Below are 20,054 nucleotides of genomic sequence, written 5' to 3'. Positions count from 1 at the left end.
TCGTGCCCCACATCCCCGGCGTCCGGGACCGCTGGGGGACGCGACCTGCTCCACTGCCCCTACTGCCACGGGTACGAGGTGCGGGACCAGCCCGTCGGGGTCCTCGTGGGCTCCGCCGACGGCGTCAGGGACGCCCTCACCCACGTCCAGCTGGTCCGGCAGTGGAGCGCGGACGTCATCCTCTTCGCCAACCGGGCCTTCCTGGCCGCCGTCGAGCGAGAGCAGCTCGCCGCGCGCGGCATCCGCGTCGTCGACGAGGGCGTCGTCCGCCTCGTCGTCGAGGACGACCGGCTGGCCGGCGTCGAGCTCGCCGACGGTCGCACCGTGGCCCGCACGGCGCTCTTCGTCCGGCCGACGTTCGTCGCCAACGACGCGATCCTGGCCGACCTCGGCTGCACGACCGGACCCGCCGGCTGGGTCGCGGTGGACCCGACCGGGCTCACGAGCGTCCCCGGGGTGTGGGCTGCCGGCAACGCCGTCAACCCCCGCGCCCAGGTGATCACCGCCGCCGGCGAGGGGTCCGCCGCGGCGATCGCCATCAACAACGACCTCGTGGACGAGGACGGCCGTCTGGCCCTCGCCGCGTTCCGGCTCGGCCCCACCGTCTGACCCGGCAACCCGGCCCCCCCCGTCACGACGGGACGGGCCACCACACCTCACGTACACACGAACAGGAGCACCACCATGTCCACCACCCCGTCGCGCCCCGCCGGCCCGCCGACCAAGCACCAGCTCGCCCTGATGATCTGGGTCGCGGTCTTCCCCACCCTGACCGTCCTCAACCTCACCATCGGACCGTGGCTGAAGGACACCAACGCCGTGCTGCGCACCTTCGTCCTGGCCACCGTGGCCGTCCCGATCGTCATCTACGGGCTCATGCCCCAGCTGCACCGACTCCGCGGGCGCCTGCTGGCCCGCTGAGGCCTGCTCCCGCTCCGCCCGCCCCGGGGGCGTTGCCGTAACCGCCCCGACCCGATCCAATGGTCCCGTGCACGAGCCACGGACCACGCCGTACGGGCACCGCGCGTGAGCGGACCCTGACGTGCCGTCCCTGCCCGGCACGAAGCTGCACCAGCCGGTGCCACGACGTCGGCTGGTGCAGCGGCCGCGTCTCATCGACCTCGTGGCGCCGGACCCCGTGTCCGTGCCACGGCTCGTCCTCGTCGTGGCACCGGCCGGCTTCGGCAAGACCACGTTCCTGTCGCAGTGGCTCTCCGCCACGCCTTCGCGACACGTGGCCTGGCTGTCGCTCGAGCCGGGTGACGACGACCTCCCGACCTTCGTGAGGCAGTTCGTGCTCGCGGTCCAGACCGTCGCCCCGGATGCAGGAGAGGACGCGATGTCGCTGCTGGACACCGGGAACCGCGCTGACGGCGCCGCCCTCACCAGCCTGCTCACCGACCTGGACACGCTGCTCCCGCCGACCGTGATCGCCCTCGACGACTACCACGTCGTCAACGACCCGGCGGTCCACGACGCGATGGCGTTCCTCGTCGAGAACCTCCCCCCGCAGGTGACCGTCGCCCTGACGACCCGGGTCGACCCGCCGCTGCCCTCGGCCCGGCTCCGGGCGCGCGGCGAGCTGGTCGAGGTGCGGGCGGCCGACCTCCGGTTCACGGCAGCGGAGTCCTCGGCCTTCCTCACCGACCTGATGGGACTCCCGCTCGACGGCCGTCTCACGAGCACCCTGCACGACCGGACCGAGGGGTGGGCCGCGGGCCTGCAGCTCGCCGCGATCTCCGCCCGCTCGCACGTGGACGACCTCAGTGGGTTCGTCGACGCGTTCGCCGGCAGCCACCGGTTCGTCCTCGACTACCTCGTCGAGGAGGTGCTGGACCGGCAGCCGGAACCCGTGCGCGACTTCCTGCTGAAGACCTCGGTCCTCGACCGGATGAGTGCGTCACTCTGCGAGGCCGTCACCGGCGAACCGGACGGACAGGGGCTCCTCGAGACCCTCGAGCGCGAGAACCTGTTCGTCGTCCCGCTCGACGACCAGCGCCGCTGGTACCGCTACCACCACCTGTTCGCGGACGCCGTGCGGGCGCGGATGACGGCCGCCCACCCCGACACGGTGGACGCCCTCCACCGGGCGGCCGGCCGGTGGTTCGCCGAGCACGGGTTCGTGCCGGAGGCGGTCCGGCACTCGCTCCTCGGTGGAGACGTCGAGCACGCCGCCGACCTCGTCGAGCTCGGTGTGGGCGAGCAGCGCCGGGCACGCCACGACCACGTCCTGCGCGAGTGGGCCGCCACGCTGCCCGACGACGTCGTCCGGCGCCGTCCCCTGCTCGCGGCCTTCCGGGGCTGGAGCCGCCTCGCCGCGGGCGACGTCGACGGCGTCGAGCCCTGGCTGGACCTCGCCGACGCCGCCCTCGGCGACCCCGCGCCGCTCGGGTCCGCGCCGCCTCCCGCCATGGCCGAGGCCGTCGGCAGCCGGGCGGAGGAGCTGCGCGGTCTGCCGGCGATGACGGCGGTGTACCGGGCCGCGGTCGCCCAGGCCCGCGCCGACGTCGACGGGACCGTCACCCACGCCCGCCGGGCCCTGGCCCTGGCCGGCCCGGAGGACCACTTCCCACGCGGCGCGGCCGAGGGTTTCCTCGGGCTCGCCGCCTGGGCGGCCGGTGACGTCGGCACCGCGATCACCACGTTCACCAGCGCCGCGTCCAGCCTCCGCCGGGCCGGGATGCTCACCGACGCGCTCGGTGCCACCGTCGTGCTGGCCCAGATGTGGCTCGCCCGTGGGAGGGCCGACGAAGCCCGCCGGTTGCTCGACACGGCGGTCCGCGCCGCGGCCGACGACCCCGCTGCCACCCGGTCGGTGACCGGTGACCTCCACGTCGCCCTGGCCGACGTCCTCCGCGAGGCCGGGGAGCTGGGCGCGGCCGGTGAGCACCTGGACCTGGCACACGCCCTCGGCGAGGCGGGCTCCATCCCGGAGAACCGGCACCGCTGGTTCACGGTGAACGCCGCCCTGCACCGGGCGCGGGGCGAGCTGGCCGAGGCCGCGGACCTCCTCGACCACGGCGAGCGGCTGTACCTACCGGGCTACTTCCCCGACGTCCAGCCGATCCGGTCGAGCCTGGCACGACTGCACCTCGCCCAGGGGCGCCTCGCGGACGTCCGGGGCTGGGCCCGACGGGGGCCGACCACGGCGACGGGTCCGCCGACGTACCTCGACGAGCACGAGCTGCTCACCTACGCCCGCCTCCTCGTGGCGGAGGCCCGCCCCCAGGAGGCGACCCCCCTCCTCGACGGCGTCCTGGCCACTGCCCGAACCGAGCAGCGCGAGCGGAGCGTGGCCGAGACGCTCCTCGTGCGCGCCCTGGCCGCCGAGGCCGAGGGGGACGTGGCGCGGGCGCGGCGCGACCTCGAGGAGGCCCTCGTGCTGGCGGCACCGCACGGCTTCCGCCGCCTCTTCCTCGACGAGGGAGACCGGTGCCTTGCCCTCCTCGAGGACCTGGCCCGCGAGGGCACGCCGACCGTGAGCGACCTCGCGCGCCTGGTGCTCGGCGCCGCCACGTCGGCCGGGGCCGCGGCCGCCGAGCGCTCCCGGGACGGTCTGCTCAGCGAGCGTGAGCTGGAGGTCGTGCGCCTCCTCGCCTCCGAGCTGAGCGGGCCGGAGATCGCCCGGTCCCTGTTCGTCTCGGTCAACACGCTGCGCAGCCACACCAAGCACATCTTCACCAAGCTCGACGTCACCACCCGCCGGGCCGCCGTGCGACGAGCGGGCGAGCTCGGCCTCCTCTGAGCGCGGCCCTCACGATCACCCACCGGATCACATCACGTGGTGATGTGGCGTCACCCTGCCGGTTCCTACCGTCGCCGCATCGTCGGACACCGGTCCGGCACCGGACGAAGGACCCGACATGACCCTCACCTCCAGCCGCCTCACCGCAGCCGCCGCCGTGTGCGCCACCACCGCGGGGGCTCTCTACATCGCGGTCCAGATCGGCCACCCCGCCGGCGACGTGGCCCACGTCGTCACCACCGACGTGTTCGTCCGAGAGATGGCCAAGGCCGCGATGGCGGTGCTCGCCATCGCCGGCTTCACCGGCATGTTCCTGCGCAACCGAGCCCGGCTCGGCCTCTTCGGCGCGGCGAGCTTCGCCCTGCTCGTCGTCGGCTACGTCGCGATGTTCGCCAACCAGGTCGTCGTCGGCTGCGTCCTGCCGGTGGTGGCGAGGACGGACCCGACGTACGTGCAGGCCTACCTCGACGGGGCGCTGGGCGGCACGCCGGGCGTCGACATCGGCCACGTGCAGCAGCTCTTCCTCGTCACCGGCATCGGGTACTCCGTCGGCGGCCTCCTCTTCGGCATCGCCCTCCTCCGTGCCGGCATCCTCGCCCGCACCGCCTGCGTCCTCCTCAGCGTCGGCACGGTCTCCGCACTCGCGCTCTCCGCCCTGCCGGACTCGTTCAACCGGCCGTTCGCCGTCCCCGTCGGGGTCGCCCTCATCACTCTCGGGATCTCGCTGTGGCGCAACCGCACCGACCGTGCGGCCTCGTCCCCCGAGATCCCCGCGACCGACACCCACGTCGCCGACACCCACGTCGCCGAGCCCGCCGTCCGATGACCACCACCGTCCGCACCCCGACCGGCCGGCACCCCGGTGCCGGCTGGCGGGTGGCCCTGGCCCTGGTCGCCCTGAGCGCCATCCCCCTCGGCGCGGGCACCCTGCGGCTCGTCCAGCTCGCCGGCGGCCCGGACCTCGTGCCGGCCGACGTCCGGTTCGCCGGCTTCCCGGCGGCGCTGGTCGTTCACATCGTCGCCTCGGCCGTGTTCGCCCTGGCGGGGGTGCTCCAGCTGGTCGCCTCGTTCCGACGTCGGCACCTCACCTGGCACCGGCGCTCGGGACGCGTCCTCGCGGCCTGTGGGCTCGTCGTGGCCGGCTCGGCCCTGTGGCTGACCCTCGGGTACCCGCCCCGTCCCGGCACCGGCCCCGTCCTGTTCGTCGCACGCCTGCTCGTGGCGTCGGGGATGGCGGCCTCGATCGTCCTGGGGTTCCGCGCCATCCGCCGGCAGGACGTCGACGCCCACCGGGCGTGGATGGTCCGGGCGTACGCGCTCGGCCTCGGCGCCGGCACGCAGGCGTTCACCGAAGGCCTGACCGAGGCCGTCGTCGGCACCGGGGAGCTCAGCGGCGACCTGGCCAAGCTGGCCGGGTGGCTCGTCAACCTCGGCGTCGCCGAGCTCGCGATCCGCCGGACCCGTGCCGCTGCTTCACCTCGGAGGTCCCGATGACCGCTCCGATGCCGACCGCCTACGACATCCGGGTCCGAGGTCACCTCGACGACCACTGGGCCCGCCCGCTCGGCGGCCTGACCGTCGCCCGCCGCGCCGACGGGACCACCAGCCTGCACGGCCCGCTCGGCGACCAGGCGCACCTCCACAGCGTGCTCACCGCGGTCCGGGACCTCGGGGTCGACCTGCTGTCGGTCGCCGTCGCTGCGGGCGAACCGCCGCGACCGACGCTCGACCGGGTCCTGCGGACCGAGCGGCTCACCCTGCGCGCCGCCACGCTCGACGACGCCGTGCCCACCTGGGCCTTCCGCCGCCTCCCCTCGGTCAACCAGTGGCTGACCGGCACGCCCGCGGACCTCGAGGGCTACCTCGACCTGTTCGGGGACCCCGCGCGGCTCGCCACCACGGTCGCCGTGGTCCTCGGTGACGATCCCGCGGGCACGGTCGTCGGTGACGTCATGCTGCGCCGCGAGGACGCCTGGGCCCAGCTCGACGTCGCCGACGACGCCCGCGGGGCGCAGGTGGAGCTCGGGTGGGTCCTCGACCCGGCGCACGAGGGCCACGGCTATGCCACCGAGGCGGTCCGCGCCCTCATGGCGTTCGCCTTCGAGCACCTCGGCGCGCGCCGGCTCGTGGCCACCAGCTTCCTCGACAACACCGCGTCCTGGCGGCTGATGGAGCGGGTGGGCATGCGACGCGAGACCCACGCCGTCCGCGACTCCCTCCATCGCTCCGGGTCCTGGCTGGACACGGTCGGCTACGCCGTCCTGCGCGACGAGTGGTCCCGCACCCACGCGCCCGGCGACGTCGCCACACCGGGGCCCCCTGGCCTCGGACCCGACGAACCCCTGGGCGGACAGCCCCACGCGGATGACCCGGTGCCGGCCCGACGGACGCCGAGCGCCGCACCCGAACGGAGACGTCGATGACGACCATCAGCACCTCCACCTCCCCTGCGAACGTGCGAACCGACCTCCCGCGGTGGCGCGTGACCTCGATGCGCGGCGGCTACGGCCTCATCGCGGTCGGCCTGGCGCTCGTGAAGTGGCCCCTGCTCGGTCGGGCAGCCGCCCTGCCCCTCCACGAAGGCGTCACCCTCACCCTGCTGACGGCGATGTCCGTCCTGGCCCTCCTCGGGCTCCGCCACCCGGTGAAGATGTTGCCGGTCCTGCTGTTCGAGACGGCGTGGAAGGTCCTGTGGTTCGTTCTGGTCGCCCTCCCCCACCTGGTCGCCGGAGACATGAGCCCCGCCATGGCCGAGATCCTGGTCAGCCTCACGCCCGAGCTGGTCGTCATCGCCGTCACCCCGTGGCCGTACGTGTGGCGCACCTACCTGCGAGGTCCGGGCGAAGCGTGGCGGTGACCGCGACGGGAGGGGCCGGCCCTCGGCGCGGGGACCCGGTCCCCGGTGGCGGCGGGCCCAGCCGAGGGGGAGGCCGTCGCCCCGCTCTCGTCGGGCGCCGTCACGAACCGCCGAGCCCGCCCCCGCCCGCGGCCCGCGAGGTTCCGGACCAGCCCGTCACCCGCACGAGGACCGGCTCGCCCGCAGCCACTCCGCCGGCCGAGTCGACGACGGCCAGGCCGTCGGTGGCCACGAGGGAGCGCGGACCGTGTGGGCGGTCACCCCCGGTCGGACCGGCGGCGAGCGTCCCGTCGGGACGCCGCTCCAGTCGCACCCGGACGTAGCTGACCTTGCCCTCCGCGCCGGGCAGCGGCTCCGTGGCGACGGCCTCGAGCACCCGGCTGGACCCACCCAGTCCCCGGAGCCGGGCGATGACGGGACCGGCGAAGACCTCGAAGGCGACCATCGCGGCGACGGGGTTGCCGGGGAGGCCGATGAACGGCACCCGACCACCGCCGGGCCCGGGCGCGATGTCGAGCCAGCCGAGGCAGAGTGGCTTGCCGGGCTTCATCGCCAGGCTGAGCGCCTCGACGGGGTGCCCGCTGCGTCCGAGCCGGGCGACGAGGTCGGCCGCGCCTCCGGAGGCTCCGCCGCTGGTGACGACGAGGTCGGCACGCCCGGCGAGCTCGTCGAGGGCGGCAGCGAGGGCGTCCGGCTCGTCCGGCACCGGTCCGACCCGGAGCACCGTGGCGCCGTGCCGTCGGGCCAGCGCCGCCAGCGCGGGACCGTCGACGTCCGGGACCCGGGGCCCGGCGAGCCGTTCCCCCCGCCCGGCCACCTCGTCCCCCGTCGACAGGACGGCCACCACCGGGGTCGGGACGACACGGAGCGTGTGGTGCCCGCCGGCGCACGCCAGGGCCACCTCGGCCGGACCGACGAGCACGCCGGCGGCGGCCACCGGGTCTCCCGGTTCGAGGTCCTCCCCGGCGCGGCGGACGTGTCGGCCCGGGTCGACGTCCCCGTCGACGACGACCCACGCGGGCAGCTCGTCGGCGAGGTGGTCGACCGGCCGGTCGCCGCTCGCGGGCGTCCGGGTCCGCTCCCACGGCACGACGGCGTCGGCGCCGGGCGGGATCGGTGCGCCGGTCATCACCCGCACCGCCCGGCCCTCGCCGACCGGGTCCTGCGCGACCTGACCGGCCCGCACCTCCCCGACGACCCGCAACCGTCGACCCGGGTGGACGTCGGCCGCGCGCAGCGCGTACCCGTCCATCGCGGCGTTGTCGAACAGTGGGACGGGGGTGGCCGCGTCCAGGGCCTCGGCCAGCACGTGGTCGAGCGCCTCGTCGATGGGCAGGTCGACCGGGCTCAAGGGCGTCAGCCGGGACAACACCCGGTCCAGGGCGGCCTCCGGCACGAGGAGTGTGCGTTGAGTTCTCGGGAGCGGTTCGGTGGGAACGGTACTCACCGAGCGGGGAAGGTCGACCGGATGGCCTCACTCAGGTGGGCCTGCGAGGCCTCCCGCCCGGCGGCGGCACGGGCGCCGACGGCGAGACCGAGGATGTAGGACCCGACCGGGGCCATCGGCCGGGCGAACCCGTGGGCGATCTCCTTGGTCAGGCCGTGGATGCCCGTGACGTCGACGTCGGACGGGTCGACGCCCACCGCCGCGCAGGCGTCGGTGATCCAGTCGTGCCACTCCTGCTCGGCGGCGGCGAGGTCGGTCATGGTGGTCTCCTTCGAGGGGCCGCCCGGCGCGTGCCGGGTCACTTGCGGGTCAGCTCGGGCTTGTCCCAGCCACGTTGGGGCGCCCGGTTGCCCGTGCCCCGTCCGGGTCGGGGGTCCTTCGACCGGTAGACGAGGTAGGGGCGGGTCAGGTAGCCGATCGGCGCGGAGAAGACGTGCACGAGACGGGTGAACGGCCACATCGCGAAGAGCGCGAAGGCCAGCAGGGCGTGCAGCTGGAAGCCGAGCGGGGCCTCGGCCATGAGCCCCGCCTCGGGCCGGAACAGGAAGATGCTGCGGAACCACACCGAGACGCCCTCGCGGTAGTTGTACTCCCCGCCGAACTGCAGCAGGCTGCCCGCCACCGTGTTCCACATCCCGAGGGCCACGACGGCGCCGAGCACCGCGTACATCACCTTGTCGTTCACCGTCGTCGCCCGGAACACCGGCCCGGTCGTCCGGCGGCGGTAGACGAGGATGGCCAGGCCGACGAGGGCCGCGACGCCCGCCGGGATGCCGCCGGCCAGTGCGATGACGTGGTACGCGTGCGGGCTGAGGCCGAGGGCGTTGGTCCACACCTGGGGGACGACCAGGCCGATGACGTGGCCCATGACGACACCGAGCATCCCGAAGTGGAACAGCGGGCTTCCGATGCGCAGCAGCCGGCTCTCGTACAGCTGGCTGGAACGGGTCGTCCAGCCGAACTTGTCGTACCGGTAGCGCCACACGTGGCCGACGACGAAGACGGCGAGGCACACGTAGGGGACGATCACCCAGAGGAACGTCGTCATCGGGGGGCTCCTACCGGGATGGTCGGGCCGAGCAGCGCCGTGGTGTCGGCCGGCTCGGGACGAGGGTTGAGGCGCGGGTCCATCGCGTACGGCTCCAGTCCGACGTCCTCCCGGGGCGGGCCCTCGGCGACGAGCCGGAGCAGGGCCGTCTCGTCGTCGCCGTCGAGGACCGGCAGGGTGGTCCGGAGCGCCTCGAGGGCGGGAAGCCAGGGCGAACCCCGGTGGGCCAAACCGGCCCGTAGGACCTCGATGCCCACCCGGTGGGACGTGAGGAGGTGCCAGGCGGTGGCCCAGTCCTGGGTCGCGCCGAACTCGAGGACGACGCAGAGGTGGTCGGGCAGCTCGGTGTCGGCGTCGAACTCGACCCCGGCCCTGCGGTAGGCCTGCTTGAACTCGACGAGGGCCACCCCGCGGCGCCGGGTGTCGCCGTGCGAGAAGTACGTGAGGTGCAGCGAGCAGCGGCGGGTGACGTCGAAGGTGTCGACGTACTCGCGCTGCAGCACCCCGAGGTCGGTTCGCTCGAGGGTGTCGAGCACGACGTCGAGGGGGTCTCGCTGGGCCGGCGGCAGCCCGGCGACGACGCCGCGCAGCATCGGCACGCGGGCGACCAGCTCGTCGTCGGGGTAGTCGAGCAGGAGGGAGACGACCTGCCAGGTGTCGACGAGCTCGCGCTCCGAGAGGCCGGGTTGCTCACCCCGGTGCCGACGCCACCTCATCGGCCCGCCTCCTGGTCGCTCGGGAAGAGGCCGTCGGGCATCCCCCGGCCGTCCCACGTCAGGAGGTTGACCCGACCGCGCAGCGGGTTGTCGCCCGGCAGCTCCTCGAGCGAGTCCGCGGACTGGGTCTGCTGCAGCACCCGGAAGTTCTCGACCGCCACCGGGGTGGGCGCGGCGCCCGACCCCTCGCCGAAGACGTCCTGCTGGCCGCCGCCGTACGCGGAGACCGAGCACTCGGTGGCCAGCTCCTCGAGGGCATGTGCCTGCTCCGCGTGCGCCGGCGGGATGACGTAGCGCTCGGAGTACTTCGCGAGCGCGAGGAGGCGGAACATCTCGTACATCTGCTCCCCCTCCATCCCGACGGCCGCCGGGATCTCGTCGCGGGGGTCACGTCCGAGGTTGATGTCACGCATGTACGAGCGCATCGCGGCCAGCTTCCGGAGCACCCGGTCGACCGGTGCGACGTCGCCGGCGGTGAACAGGTTGGCGAGGTACTCGACCGGGATGCGCAGGGTCTCGATGGCGCCGAAGAGGTTGTCGACGTCCTCGGCGTCGTGGCCGGTGTCCTTGACGACGTCGACGACCGGGGACAGCGGTGGGATGTACCAGACCATCGGCATGGTGCGGTACTCCGGGTGCAGCGGCAGCGCCACCCTGTGGTCGAGGATCAGCTTCTTGACCGGACTGCGCCGGGCGGCCTCGACCCAGTCGGCCGGGATGCCGGCGGCCTCGGCCTCGCGGCGCACCTCGGGGTCCTCGGGGTCGAGGAAGACCGCGAGCTGGGCCTCGTAGAGGTCGTGGTCGTCCTCGACCGTCGCCGCCTCGAGCACCTTGTCCGCGTCGTAGAGGACCAGGCCGATGTAGCGCAGCCGGCCGACGCAGGTCTCGGAGCACACGGTCGGGATGCCGACCTCGATCCGCGGGTAGCAGAAGGTGCACTTCTCGGCCTTGCCGGTCTTGTGGTTGAAGTAGACCTTCTTGTACGGGCAGCCGGTGATGCACATCCGCCAGCCGCGGCAGCGGTCCTGGTCGACGAGGACGATGCCGTCCTCCTCGCGCTTGTAGATCGCGCCGCTGGGACACGACGCCGCGCAGGAGGGGTTGAGGCAGTGCTCGCAGATGCGCGGCAGGTAGAACATGAAGGTCTTCTCGAACTCCATGCGCACCTTGTCCTCGATGCCCTTGAGCATCGGGTCCTTGACGGCGTGCTCACGCGAGCCGCCGAGGTCGTCGTCCCAGTTCGCGCTCCAGGAGACGTTGATCGGCTTGCCCGAGATCAGCGAGTGCGGTCGCGCCACCGGAAAGGTCTTCTGCGCGGGGGCGTTCAGCAGCGTCTCGTAGTCGTAGGTCCAGGGCTCGTAGTAGTCCTGGATGGAGGGCATCTTCGGGTTGCTGAAGATCGTCGCGAGCTTCTTGAGCCGGCCACCGGCGCGCAGCCGCAGCCGCCCGTTCCGCAGGACCCAGCCGCCCATCCACTCGTCCTGGTCCTCGTAGCCGCGCGGGTAGCCCAGGCCGGGCCGGGTCTCGACGTTGTTGAACCAGACGTACTCGGTGCCGGCCCGGTTGGTCCACGCCTGCTTGCAGGTGACCGAGCAGGTGTGGCAGCCGATGCACTTGTCGAGGTTCATCACCATCGCCATCTGCGCCATGACCTTCATGCGAGATCACCGTCCAGAAGGTTGTCGGGGCCCCCGCGAAGTATCGGAGCGAGGAACGAGCGGAGAACTTCGTGGGGTGACATGTCAGTACTCCACGTCCTGGTTGGTGCGCCGGCGGATCATCGTGACCTCGTCGCGGTTGTTGCCGGTGGGCCCGATGTAGTTGAAGAAGTACGACAGCTGCGCGTACCCACCGATGATGTGGCTCGGCTTGATCATGATCCGGGTGAGGGAGTTGTGGATTCCTCCCCGCTTGCCGTCGCGCTCGGTGAGCGGGACGTCGATGAGCCGGTCCTGGGCGTGGTGCATGTACACCGTGCCCTCGGGCATCCGGTGGGACACGATCGCCCGGGCCGCGACGACGCCGTTGCGGTTGACCGCCTCGACCCAGTCGTTGTCGTGCACGCCGATCTTCTCGGCGTCGCGGTCGGACATCCAGATCGTCTGCCCGCCCCGGGAGAGGCTGAGCATGAAGAGGTTGTCCTGGTACTCGCTGTGGATCGACCACTTGTTGTGCGGCGTGAGGTAGCGCACCGAGACCCCCAGTGCGTTCTGCTCGCCGAGTGCGGTCTCGCCGAAGAGCTGGGTCATGTTCAACGGTGGGCGGTAGACCGGCAGCGCCTCGCCCATCCCGAGGACCCAGTCGTGGTCGAGGTAGAACTGCTGGCGCCCGGTGAGGGTGTGGAAGGGCTTGAGCCGCTCGATGTTGATCGTGAACGGTGCGTACCGGCGGCCGCCCGACTCCGAGCCCGACCACTCCGGTGAGGTGATCACCGGCACCGGCGCGACCTGGGTGTCGGCGAACGTGACCTGCTTCCCCTCGTGCTCGGCGGCGAGGTCGTGCAGCTCCGTGCCGGTGCGCTTCTCGACGTTCCTGAACCCGTGGGTCGCGAGGTGACCGTTGGTCGTGCCGGACAGGTGGAGGATCGCGTCGGCGACGTGGATGTCGGTCTCGAGGCGCGGCTGGCCCTGTCCCGCACCGGTGCTCGCCGTGCCGTTGCGGGCCCGGAGGATGTCGACCTCGCGGTGGACGTCGTACGGCACGCCCTTGGTGAGCATGCCGACCTCCTCGAGGAGCGGACCGACCGAGGTCATCTTGTCGTACACCGCCGGGTAGTCGCGCTCGGCGACGGCGAGGACCGGGAGGGTCTTGCCCGGGACGGGCTCACACTCGCCGGTGCGCCAGTCCCTCACGACGCCGTGCACGGTGGCCATCGCCTCGGGGGTGTCGTGCCACAACGGCTTGGCCACGACGTCGCGCCGGCTGCCGAGGTGGTCGACGGCGAGCTCGGAGAACCGCTTCGCGACCGCCTTCCAGGCCTCCCAGTCGGTCCTGGACTGCCACGGCGGCGCGATCGCCGGGTTGAACGAGTGGACGAACGGGTGCATGTCCGTGGTGTTGAGGTCGTGCTTCTCGTACCAGGTGGCGGCCGGGAGGACGACGTCGGAGAAGAGCGTCGAGCTGGTCATCCGGAAGTCGATGGTGGTCAGCAGGTCGAGCTTGCCCTCGGGCACCTCCTCCGGCCACTCGATGCCGGCCGGGCGCTTCTCCGGCGGCGCCTGCCGCGCGGTGACCGCGTTGTCCGTCCCGAGCAGGTGCTTGAGGAAGTACTCGTTGCCCTTGGCACTCGACCCGAGGAGGTTGGCCCGCCACAGGCTGAGCACGCGCGGGTGGTTCTCCTCCGCCTCCGGGTCCTCGACCGCGAACCGCAGCGCGCCCGACGTCAGCTGCTCGACGACGTAGTCCGCCGGGGCCATCCCCGCCGCCTCCGCCTCGTCGGCCAGCACGAGGCTGCTGCGGTTGAACGTCGGGTAGCTCGGCGTCCAGCCGAGGCGCACCGACTGGGCGAGCAGGTCCATGACGCCCTTGCCGGCGAAGACGCCGGTCCCGGCGTCGACGTCGTCGGCCGTGAACGTGTCGTAGCGGTACTGGCTGGTGTTGACGTACCAGTACGCCGTCTGGTTCATGTGCCGCGGCGGCCGGTGCCAGTCGAGGGCGAAGGCCATGTGCTGGAACCCCATGATCGGGCGCACCTTCTCCTGGCCGACGTAGTGCGCCCACCCGCCGCCGTTGCGGCCCTGGCAGCCGGTGATCGTCGTGAGGACGAGCATCGCGCGGTAGAGCTGGTCGGAGTGGAACCAGTGGTTCGTGCCGGCGCCCAGGAGGATCATCCCGCGGCCCTCGGTGTCGATCGCGTTCTGGGCCCACTCCCGGGCCAGGCGGGTCACCTGCTCGGCGGGGACGCTGGTGATCTCCTCCTGCCAGGCCGGGGTCGCCGGGGTGGAGGGGTCGTCGTAGTCCGCGGGCCAGGTGCCCGGGAGGCCGTCGCGGGCGACGCCGTACTGGGCGAGCATCAGGTCGAGGACGGTGGTGACGAGCCGACCGCCGACCCGGCGCGCGGGGACGCCCCGGGAGACGTGCGCGACCCTGCCGTCGGCGGTGTCGAACCGCGGGAGGACCACCCGCACCGACTCGGTCGCCACGTCCCGGAGCGAGAGCACCGGCTCGATGCCGTCGAGGTCGAGGTTCCAGCGGCCGAGCCCCTCGTCACCCCAGCGGAAGCCGAGGGAGCCCTGCGGGACCGCGACGTCGTCGGTGCGGGCGTCGAGGACGACCGGCTTCCACATCGCGTTCTCCGACGTCGCCTCGGGCACGTCGAGGTCGCCGGCGACGACGTACTTGCCGGGTCGGAAGGCCGGACCGGCCTCCGCCGCGTCCACCGTCGTGTCGTCGGGCTCGAGCGAGACGAGGAACGGCAGGTCGGTGTAGCGCTGGTTGTACTCGGTGAAGAACGGCACCTGCCGGTCGACGAAGAACTCCTTGAGGATGACGTGGCCCATCGCCATCGCCAGCGCCCCGTCGGTGCCGGGCGCCGAGGCGACCCACTCGTCGGCGAACTTGACGTTCTCGGCGTAGTCCGGCGAGACGGCGACCACCTTCTGGCCGCGGTAGCGGGCCTCGGTCATCCAGTGCGCGTCCGGCGTGCGGGTCATCGGGACGTTGGAGCCCCACATGATGAGGTACCCGGCGTCCCACCAGTCGCCGGACTCCGGGACGTCGGTCTGGTCGCCGAACATCTGCGGCGAGGCGTTGGGCAGGTCGGCGTACCAGTCGTAGAACGAGAGCATCGGGGCGCCGATGAGCTCGAGGAACCGGGCCCCGGAGGCGTACGAGACGGGGGACATCGCGGGGATGGGCGAGAAGCCGGCGATGCGGTCTGGGCCCCAGCGCTTGACGGTGTACACGTGGGCCGCGGCGACGAGGTCGACGACCTCCTCCCACGTCGCGCGGACCAACCCGCCCTTGCCACGGGCGGACGTGTAGCGCCTGCGCCGCTCGGGGTCCTGGACGATCGAGGCCCAGGCGAGGACGGGGTCACCACCCACGGCCCGCCGGGCCTCACGGAACATCTCGAGCAGGACGCCCCGCACGTACGGGTAGCGGACGCGGGTGGGCGAGTAGGTGTACCAGCTGAACGCGGCACCGCGGGGGCACCCCCGGGGCTCGTACTCCGGACGGTCCGCGCCCGTGGAGGGGTAGTCGGTCTGCTGGGCCTCCCAGGTGATGATGCCGTCCTTGACGTACACCTTCCACGAGCACGAGCCGGTGCAGTTGACCCCGTGCGTGCTGCGGACGACCTTGTCGTGCGACCAGCGGTCGCGGTAGAACGCGTCACCGGCCCGCCCACCCTCACGGTGCAGGGCGCGGCGGTCGGGCGACACCTGCCCCGCGGTGAAGAACCGGCGGGTTCCGACGAGGGCCTGGGTGAGCGGGCCGTCGAGCCCGGGGGTGGGGGTCATGGTGGTCTCCGGCGAGGTCGGGCTACGAGGACTTGAAGGGCGTGTCGGTGCGGATGAGGGCGCGGCAGCGGGTCTCGGTGACGAAGGGCTCGAGGGCGACGTGCGCGCGGACCTCACCGGACATCGCCATCGACTCGGCGATCAGGCCACGGTGGACGCCGCAGACGACGGCCTGGTTGTCGCGGGCCAGGTCGAGGAACGGGCAGTCCGTGAGCTCGACGCGGACGCTCCGACCGCCGTCGGAGGTGGACACCTCCGGCTGGTAGCCCCAGTCCTCGAGGACGTCGATGACCTCGCCGACCCGGCCCAACCACGCGCCCGCGCTGTCGGCCGGCGTGCGCTCGGAGTGGTCGGCCAGGTGCTCGCGGGCCCAGCGACGGCCCGCCTCGTAGGGGGTCAGCCTCTCCCCGTGCACCGACGCGGTCATGGCCTCCGTGAGGAGCGTGGTCAGCAGCTTGAGCGGCTCGGTCCCGGGCGCGGACCTGGCCGGTGCCCGGCGGTAGACCTTGCGCGGCCGGCCGGCCGTCCCCGGTCGGACGAACTCGGCCTCGAGGACCCCGGCGGCGACCAGCTGGTCGAGGTGGAACCGGACGGTCGTCACGTGCAGGTCGGCCTGCGGGGCGATCTCCGCGGCAGCGAGGCCCTGCGGCGAGTCCGTCGCACTGGCCTCGAGCAGCTGGACGAGGAACCGCCGCACCGGCGAGGCCAGGAGGGCCGCGGCGTCGTACTCCTGCTTCGTGGGCACAGCGACCTCCTCCCATCACGGGTTTAGCGGACTGCTGGCCACTATAAAAGCACAGTCCGGACCCGGACGGAAGCCGGGCACGAGTGCGAGGAGCGGCGCAAAACCGCTCGCCCCGAGGCCGACCAGTCAGTACTACGGCACGTAGTTGCGCGATCGGGTGGGTGGGTGTAGCGTCCCGGGTCGACACATTAAAAGCACTCTGATCCTTTCAACTGGAGACGCGATGAGCCCGACCGCCACCCGACCGCAGGCCCGGCCGAGCGCCGGTGCCCACCCGGGTGGCGGTGCCCACCCGGGTGCCGGCCGCGTCCTCTGGCTCTCGAGCACCGCGTTCACCCTGATGTTCGCGGCGTGGCTGATGTTCGGCATCCTCGGCGTGCCGATCCAGAAGGAGCTCGGGCTGACCGACCCCCAGCTGGCCTGGATCAGCGCGGTGGCCGTCCTCAACGGGTCGCTGTGGCGGCTGCCGGCCGGCATGCTCACGGACCGGATCGGTGGCCGCAAGGTGATGACCCTGCTGCTCCTCGCCACGGCCGTGCCCGCCTGGTTCGTCGCGCACGCCCAGAGCTACGGGGCCGTCCTCGCCCTCGCCTTCCTCGTCGGCTTCGCCGGCAACTCCTTCAGCTCGGGCATCGCGTGGAACGCCGCGTGGCAGCCCCGTGAGCACCAGGGCTTCGCGCTCGGCGTGTTCGGGGCCGGCAACGTGGGGGCGTCGGTCACCAAGTTCATCGGCCCCGCCCTCATCGCGGGCACCGCCGGGGCGACCTACCTCGGCGGCGCGGTCGCCGGCGGGTGGCGGCTGGTGCGGGTCATCTCCGCCCGCCTCTCCCCCGTCAGGGCCGGCGTCCTGTGGTTCGGGACTCCCCGCCACGACCACACGACCGGCGCGAAGGCCACGCTCAGGTCGCAGCTGGCACCGCTGCGACAGCTGCGGGTGTGGCGCTTCAGCGTCTACTACGTCGCGTTCTTCGGCGCCTACGTGGCCCTCGCGGCCTGGCTCCCGAAGTACTACGTCGACAACTACGACGTCAGCCTCACCGAGGCCGGGTTGCTCACCGCGCTCTACATCTTCCCCGCGTCGCTGCTGCGCCCGGTCGGTGGCTGGTTCTCCGACCGGTTCGGCGCCCGCCGGGTCATGTACTGGACCCTCGCCGTGATGCTCGCCGCGACCGGTGTCCTCATGATGCCCGACGGCCACCTCGTCATCGCCCACGCGGACGGCTCGGAGAGCTCGCACCTCGCCTACTCGCTCGGCGTCGTGCCGTTCACGGTGCTGCTCGTGGTCCTCGGCAGCGCCATGGGGGTCGGCAAGGCCGCCGTCTACAAGCACATCCCCGAGTACTTCCCCGAGAACGTCGGCTCCGTCGGCGGCCTCGTCGGGATGCTGGGCGGCCTCGGCGGCTTCTTCCTCCCGCCGCTGTTCGCCTACACCAAGGCGTGGAGCGGCTTCCCGACGTCCACCTTCTTCGTCCTCTTCCTCCTCGTCGCGCTCTGCGCGGTCTGGATGCACTCGACCGTCGTGCGGATGCTGCACGCCGAGTCCCCCGAGCTCGCCCACCGCCTCGAGTCCGTCACCGTGACCGCGGCCGGCCGCTGACCCCGCCCGACACCCCAGGAGACCCGCCATGACCACGACCACCCGCCGCGAGCCGAAGGGCGAGTGGCTCACCGCCTGGGACCCCGAGGACGAGAAGACCTGGGACAAGGGCCTCGCGTGGCGCACCCTGTGGGTGACCACGTTCTGCCTCACGCTCGCCTTCGTCGCCTGGTACCTGCCGAGCGCCGTCATCCCGAAGCTCAACGCGCTCGGGTACGACTTCAGCAAGGGCCAGCTCTACTGGATGGCCGCCATGCCGGGCCTCGCGGCCGGCCTCTTCCGGCTCGTGTGGATGGTGCTCCCCCCGATCCTCGGGACCCGGCGACTGGTCTCGCTGACCAGCCTCCTGCTCATCGCCTCGACCCTCGGCTGGGGCGTGCGGGTGCAGTCGCCCACCGCGCCGTACTGGGAGCTCATGGTGCTCGCCTTCCTCGCCGGCATCGGCGGCGGCGCGTTCTCCGGCTTCATGCCGAGCACCTCCTACTTCTTCCCGCGCCGCATGCAGGGGACGACCCTCGGCCTGCAGGCCGGGCTGGGCAACTTCGGGGTCTCCCTGGTCCAGCTGCTCACGCCGTACCTCGTGGCGCTCTCCGCCCTGGCCGTCTTCGGGGGCAGCCAGCAGCTCGCGGTCCCCGGCAAGCCGGCCACGACGGTCTGGTACCAGAACGCCGCGTTCGTGTGGGTCCCGCTCATGCTGGTCGGGGCGGCCCTCGCCTGGTCCCTGCTCAGGTCGGTGCCCGTCAAGGCCAACGTCCGCCAGCAGTTCGACATCTTCCGCACGCAGGACACGTGGTGGATGACGGTCCTCTACATCATGACGTTCGGCACGTTCTCCGGCCTCGCGGCCCAGTTCGGCCTGCTCATGACCAACCTCTACGGCAGCGGCAACACCGACATCGTCAAGGGGGCCGGCGCCTCCGCGACCGTGCTCGTCGCCGGCTACGCCGTGCCCGACGCCGTGAAGTACGTCTTCCTCGGCCCGCTCGTCGGTGCCGGGGCCCGGGTCCTCTTCGCCCCCCTGACCGACCGCACCGGCGGCGCGGTGTGGACCCTCGTCAGCGGCGTCGGGCTCATCGGGTCGATCGCGTGGACGATCCCGGCGCTCACGCCCGACACCTCCTCGGCGGCGGCCCTCCAAAGTGGCTTCAGCCAGTTCCTCTGGGGGATGCTCGCGATCTTCCTCTTCAGCGGCATCGGCAACGCGTCGACCTTCAAGCAGATGCCGATGATCTTCGAGCGCCGGCAGGCCGGCGGCGTGATCGGCTGGACCGCGGCGATCGCCGCCTTCGGACCGTTCTTCTTCGGGGTCGGTGTCACCACCCTCGGGCCGGTCGCCTTCTACGCCGTCGGCATCGCGTGGGCCGTCTTGTGCGTCGCCATCACCTGGTGGCGCTATGCCCGCCGCGGCGCGGCCAAGCCCAGCTGACCCACCCCACCGACCGGGGCGGCCCCGCGAGACCCCTGCCGGACGGGGCCGCCCCCCAGACCGAACCGAGAGGTCAGCCGTGCCACTCCCGACGAAGCCGCGCCAGGTCCGACGGCGTGTCGACGTCGTGGGACCCCACCCCGCGGACCGCCACGAGCACGTGCGGGAGGTCGAGGAGCCGCTTGGCCCGCCCGCCGTGCACCCGGCCCGGGAAGGCCGCCCGGACGGCCTCGACCCGGTAGCCGGCCAGCACCGGGTTGGCGTGGCCCTCCCCGTCGAGGGCCACCGCCGCGGCCACCCCCGGCCCGGCCGCTCGCAGCGCCTCGACCAGCACCGGCAGCACCGGACCGGCGAACGGCATGTCCCCGGCCACGACGACCGCGACGGGCGTCTCGACCACGGCGACTCCGGCCAGCACCCCGGCCAGCGGACCGCCACCGGGCGGCTGCTCCCGGACCCAGCGCACCCCGGACCGCGCAACCCGCCGCTCCGGCCCGACGAGGACCACCGGCCACTCCGGCGGCACCCCGGCCAGCAGGTGGTCCAGCACGGTCGTCCCGTCCAGTCGGGCCGCGAGCTTGTCGGACCCGAATCGCGTCGAACCACCACCGGCCGGCACCACCACGGTCACGTCCGCCGACGACTCATCCACCCACCGAGTGTCCCAGCCCTCCCGTTCCGCCGAGCCGACCACCACACCGAGGAGACCCCATGTCCCAGCACGACCTTCCCCTGACCGCCGTCCAGCACGGCTGCGGCTGCGGCGACGCCGACCACGGCGCCCCCGAGCTCGACGTGCGCTCGATCCCCCACGCGATCCGGCACGCCACCGTCTTCGGTGCGATGAGCGCCATCCCGGCCGGCGGCTCGCTCGTGCTCGTCGCACCGCACGACCCCAAGCCCCTCCTGGCCCAGCTCGCCGACCGCGAGTCACCGATCACCGTCACCTACCTCGACGAGGGACCCGAGGCCTGGCGGCTGCGGATCACTCGCGCCTGAGCCGGGCGGAGGAGG

The 20,054-nt window shown here is 72.8% G+C and carries 18 protein-coding genes; 10 read left to right on the top strand and 8 right to left on the bottom strand.

Annotated elements, in window-relative coordinates:
* Positions 1-78 precede the first annotated feature (78 nt).
* The 7 genes from PKA89_RS08140 (at position 79) to PKA89_RS08110 (ending at position 6,602) form a co-directional block, all read left to right on the top strand.
* Complete coding sequence (locus PKA89_RS08140; RefSeq protein ID WP_324418395.1) at positions 79-609, top strand: FAD-dependent oxidoreductase; 531 nt, start codon at positions 79-81, stop codon at positions 607-609.
* Between the two features lie 75 nt (positions 610-684).
* Positions 685-921: a hypothetical protein gene (locus PKA89_RS08135; protein ID WP_324418392.1), complete on the top strand. Its 237-nt coding sequence runs from the start codon at positions 685-687 to the stop codon at positions 919-921.
* A gap of 121 nt (positions 922-1,042) precedes the next feature.
* On the top strand, positions 1,043-3,745 hold the full coding sequence (locus PKA89_RS08130; protein ID WP_324418390.1) for a LuxR C-terminal-related transcriptional regulator: 2,703 nt from the start codon (positions 1,043-1,045) through the stop codon (positions 3,743-3,745).
* A gap of 118 nt (positions 3,746-3,863) precedes the next feature.
* Positions 3,864-4,571, top strand: coding sequence for a hypothetical protein (locus PKA89_RS08125; protein ID WP_324418387.1), 708 nt, complete (start codon positions 3,864-3,866; stop codon positions 4,569-4,571).
* A complete protein-coding gene (locus PKA89_RS08120) occupies positions 4,568-5,239 on the top strand; it encodes a DUF2306 domain-containing protein (protein ID WP_324418385.1) in 672 nt (223 codons plus the stop codon). The genes PKA89_RS08125 and PKA89_RS08120 overlap by 4 nt, the downstream gene beginning before the upstream one ends.
* On the top strand, positions 5,236-6,168 hold the full coding sequence (locus tag PKA89_RS08115) for a GNAT family protein (protein ID WP_324418383.1): 933 nt from the start codon (positions 5,236-5,238) through the stop codon (positions 6,166-6,168). Before PKA89_RS08120 ends, PKA89_RS08115 begins: the two co-directional genes overlap by 4 nt.
* Positions 6,165-6,602: a hypothetical protein gene (locus PKA89_RS08110; protein WP_324418381.1), complete on the top strand. Its 438-nt coding sequence runs from the start codon at positions 6,165-6,167 to the stop codon at positions 6,600-6,602. The genes PKA89_RS08115 and PKA89_RS08110 overlap by 4 nt, the downstream gene beginning before the upstream one ends.
* A 100-nt stretch (positions 6,603-6,702) precedes the next feature.
* Here PKA89_RS08110 and glp read toward each other — a convergent pair whose 3' ends face one another.
* The 7 genes from glp to PKA89_RS08075 form a co-directional block, all read right to left on the bottom strand.
* Positions 6,703-7,998, bottom strand: a complete 1,296-nt coding sequence (gene glp, locus PKA89_RS08105; RefSeq protein WP_324418379.1) for a gephyrin-like molybdotransferase Glp — start codon at positions 7,996-7,998, stop codon at positions 6,703-6,705.
* A 47-nt stretch (positions 7,999-8,045) separates the two neighbouring features.
* Positions 8,046-8,309, bottom strand: a complete 264-nt coding sequence (locus PKA89_RS08100; protein ID WP_324418377.1) for a DUF6457 domain-containing protein — start codon at positions 8,307-8,309, stop codon at positions 8,046-8,048.
* A gap of 38 nt (positions 8,310-8,347) precedes the next feature.
* On the bottom strand, positions 8,348-9,097 hold the full coding sequence (gene narI, locus PKA89_RS08095; RefSeq protein WP_324418375.1) for a respiratory nitrate reductase subunit gamma: 750 nt from the start codon (positions 9,095-9,097) through the stop codon (positions 8,348-8,350).
* Positions 9,094-9,813 carry a nitrate reductase molybdenum cofactor assembly chaperone gene (narJ, locus tag PKA89_RS08090; protein WP_324418373.1) on the bottom strand — a complete coding sequence of 240 codons (720 nt, stop codon included), beginning with the start codon at positions 9,811-9,813 and terminating at the stop codon, positions 9,094-9,096. The genes narI and narJ overlap by 4 nt, the downstream gene beginning before the upstream one ends.
* Positions 9,810-11,471 carry a nitrate reductase subunit beta gene (gene narH, locus PKA89_RS08085; RefSeq protein WP_324418371.1) on the bottom strand — a complete coding sequence of 554 codons (1,662 nt, stop codon included), beginning with the start codon at positions 11,469-11,471 and terminating at the stop codon, positions 9,810-9,812. The genes narJ and narH overlap by 4 nt, the downstream gene beginning before the upstream one ends.
* Before the next feature lie 84 nt (positions 11,472-11,555).
* Positions 11,556-15,272, bottom strand: coding sequence for a nitrate reductase subunit alpha (locus tag PKA89_RS08080; RefSeq protein ID WP_324418369.1), 3,717 nt, complete (start codon positions 15,270-15,272; stop codon positions 11,556-11,558).
* A 22-nt stretch (positions 15,273-15,294) separates the two neighbouring features.
* On the bottom strand, positions 15,295-16,017 hold the full coding sequence (locus tag PKA89_RS08075; protein ID WP_324418367.1) for a helix-turn-helix domain-containing protein: 723 nt from the start codon (positions 16,015-16,017) through the stop codon (positions 15,295-15,297).
* Between the two features lie 223 nt (positions 16,018-16,240).
* On the opposite strand from PKA89_RS08075, the gene PKA89_RS08070 reads away from it, so the two are divergent.
* On the top strand, positions 16,241-17,614 hold the full coding sequence (locus tag PKA89_RS08070) for an MFS transporter (protein ID WP_324418365.1): 1,374 nt from the start codon (positions 16,241-16,243) through the stop codon (positions 17,612-17,614).
* A 28-nt stretch (positions 17,615-17,642) separates the two neighbouring features.
* Positions 17,643-19,040 (top strand): MFS transporter, encoded by a 1,398-nt coding sequence (locus tag PKA89_RS08065; protein WP_324418363.1) that lies wholly within the window; start codon positions 17,643-17,645, stop codon positions 19,038-19,040.
* Positions 19,041-19,113: 73 nt separating this feature from the next.
* Here the strand turns inward: PKA89_RS08065 and PKA89_RS08060 are convergent, their stop codons facing one another.
* The gene (locus PKA89_RS08060) at positions 19,114-19,692 is read right to left on the bottom strand and encodes an NTP transferase domain-containing protein (RefSeq protein ID WP_324418362.1); all 579 of its coding nucleotides are present in this window, start codon (positions 19,690-19,692) and stop codon (positions 19,114-19,116) included.
* 59 nt (positions 19,693-19,751) lie between these two features.
* Here PKA89_RS08060 and PKA89_RS08055 point away from each other — a divergent pair, with 59 nt between their 5' ends.
* Entirely contained in the window at positions 19,752-20,039 is a 288-nt protein-coding gene (locus PKA89_RS08055; protein WP_324418361.1) for a DUF2249 domain-containing protein, read from the top strand.
* Positions 20,040-20,054: the final 15 nt, after the last annotated feature.

The sequence above is a fragment of the Phycicoccus sp. genome (assembly GCF_035325325.1).
Lineage (GTDB): Bacteria > Actinomycetota > Actinomycetes > Actinomycetales > Dermatophilaceae > Phycicoccus.
Note: the sequence above shows the minus strand (reverse complement) of the source record. Positions and strands in the feature narration are given on the sequence as shown.

Bases quoted from the DNA above. Each gene is read 5' to 3' on its own strand.
- narJ (WP_324418373.1), bottom strand. From the start codon at position 9,813: ATGAGGTGGCGTCGGCACCGGGGTGAGCAACCCGGCCTCTCGGAGCGC.
- narH (WP_324418371.1), bottom strand. From the start codon at position 11,471: ATGAAGGTCATGGCGCAGATGGCGATGGTGATGAACCTCGACAAGTGC.
- PKA89_RS08110 (WP_324418381.1), top strand. From the start codon at position 6,165: ATGACGACCATCAGCACCTCCACCTCCCCTGCGAACGTGCGAACCGAC.
- PKA89_RS08120 (WP_324418385.1), top strand. From the start codon at position 4,568: ATGACCACCACCGTCCGCACCCCGACCGGCCGGCACCCCGGTGCCGGC.
- PKA89_RS08065 (WP_324418363.1), top strand. From the start codon at position 17,643: ATGACCACGACCACCCGCCGCGAGCCGAAGGGCGAGTGGCTCACCGCC.
- PKA89_RS08100 (WP_324418377.1), bottom strand. From the start codon at position 8,309: ATGACCGACCTCGCCGCCGCCGAGCAGGAGTGGCACGACTGGATCACC.
- PKA89_RS08080 (WP_324418369.1), bottom strand. From the start codon at position 15,272: ATGACCCCCACCCCCGGGCTCGACGGCCCGCTCACCCAGGCCCTCGTC.
- PKA89_RS08070 (WP_324418365.1), top strand. From the start codon at position 16,241: ATGAGCCCGACCGCCACCCGACCGCAGGCCCGGCCGAGCGCCGGTGCC.
- PKA89_RS08135 (WP_324418392.1), top strand. From the start codon at position 685: ATGTCCACCACCCCGTCGCGCCCCGCCGGCCCGCCGACCAAGCACCAG.
- PKA89_RS08115 (WP_324418383.1), top strand. From the start codon at position 5,236: ATGACCGCTCCGATGCCGACCGCCTACGACATCCGGGTCCGAGGTCAC.
- narI (WP_324418375.1), bottom strand. From the start codon at position 9,097: ATGACGACGTTCCTCTGGGTGATCGTCCCCTACGTGTGCCTCGCCGTC.
- PKA89_RS08055 (WP_324418361.1), top strand. From the start codon at position 19,752: ATGTCCCAGCACGACCTTCCCCTGACCGCCGTCCAGCACGGCTGCGGC.
- PKA89_RS08125 (WP_324418387.1), top strand. From the start codon at position 3,864: ATGACCCTCACCTCCAGCCGCCTCACCGCAGCCGCCGCCGTGTGCGCC.